At 56.6% G+C, this 1,117-nt stretch carries 1 protein-coding gene; it reads left to right on the forward strand.

The features are described from left to right. Nucleotides 1-119: 119 nt before the first annotated feature. Nucleotides 120-1,117: IS110 family RNA-guided transposase (locus ACRZ95_RS22965; protein ID WP_480555690.1), on the forward strand; the 998-nt coding region annotated here is incomplete at its 3' end.

Consider the following 1,117-nt stretch of genomic DNA (forward strand, 5'->3'; position numbering starts at 1 on the left):
AACTTTCTCGCCGTGGCTCGGCTTAGTTCCGGATTTCTTTCTCATCTTATGGAATGGACGCCCCTTGCACCGATGCCGATAGTTTTCGGCAGACGTATCAAGCAGAAGGAGTTCACAGAATGCAGTTACTTGCGATTGATTTAGGCAAACAGTCGTTTCACATCCACGGAATCACCAATGAGGGCGAGGTAATCTCGAAGAAGGTGACCAGATCAAAACTCGCCGCTGCCGTTCAGGAGTATTCCCCGGAAACAGTCGCCATGGAGGCTTGTGCCAGCGCTCATCACTGGGGCAGACAGTTTGAGGCGCAAGGCTATGCCGTGCGCCTCGTTCATCCGCGGTTCGTAATGCCGTTTGTCAAAGGCTCCAAGAACGACGCTGTTGATGCCGAGGCGATCTATGAGGCCGCACTGCGCCCGACTATGCGATTTGTCCCAGTGAAGACGACGGAGCAACAGGATTTGCAGATGCTGCATCGAACACGTGATCGTCTCATCACACAACGGACCGGATTGATTAATCACATTCGGGGCCTTCTGGGGGAGTATGGCGTTGTCATTCCAGTCGGTGCCTTTCGGTTCCGAAAGGATATCAGAAACGCCGTCGCTGAGGCCAAGTTGTCAGCGCTGGCAACGGAAAACTTCAACGCACTTATCGCCGAATTCGAAGCGTTGGACAAACACGTCGCTGAGCTCGACCGTAAGCTAATCGCGATCTGCCGGACCGATGAGCGGTGCAAACGTCTTGCAACCCTCCCCGGCGTCGGGCCTGTGATCGCCACCGCCTTGATCGCTGCCGTTGATGACGGTCGACACTTTTCGTCTGGCCGGGCACTCGCGGCATGGATAGGCTTGGTTCCCAGACAATATACGACGGGCGGCAAGCCCCGGCTTGGTGGCATAGGCAAACGAGGCAACCAATACCTGCGGCGCCAGCTCATCCACGGCGCCCGGTCCGTCCTGATCAGGATCGCCAATCGTGATGATCAACGCGCGAGATGGGCGCAGGGCTTGCTGGCACGCGCAGGTCACAACAAAACGCTCGTGGCTATCGCCAACAAGACAGCACGCATTGCCTGGGCGATTTTGCGGAGCGGTGTAGGCTACAAGACAGCGAA

Source organism: Ruegeria sp. AI3, from assembly GCF_056541245.1.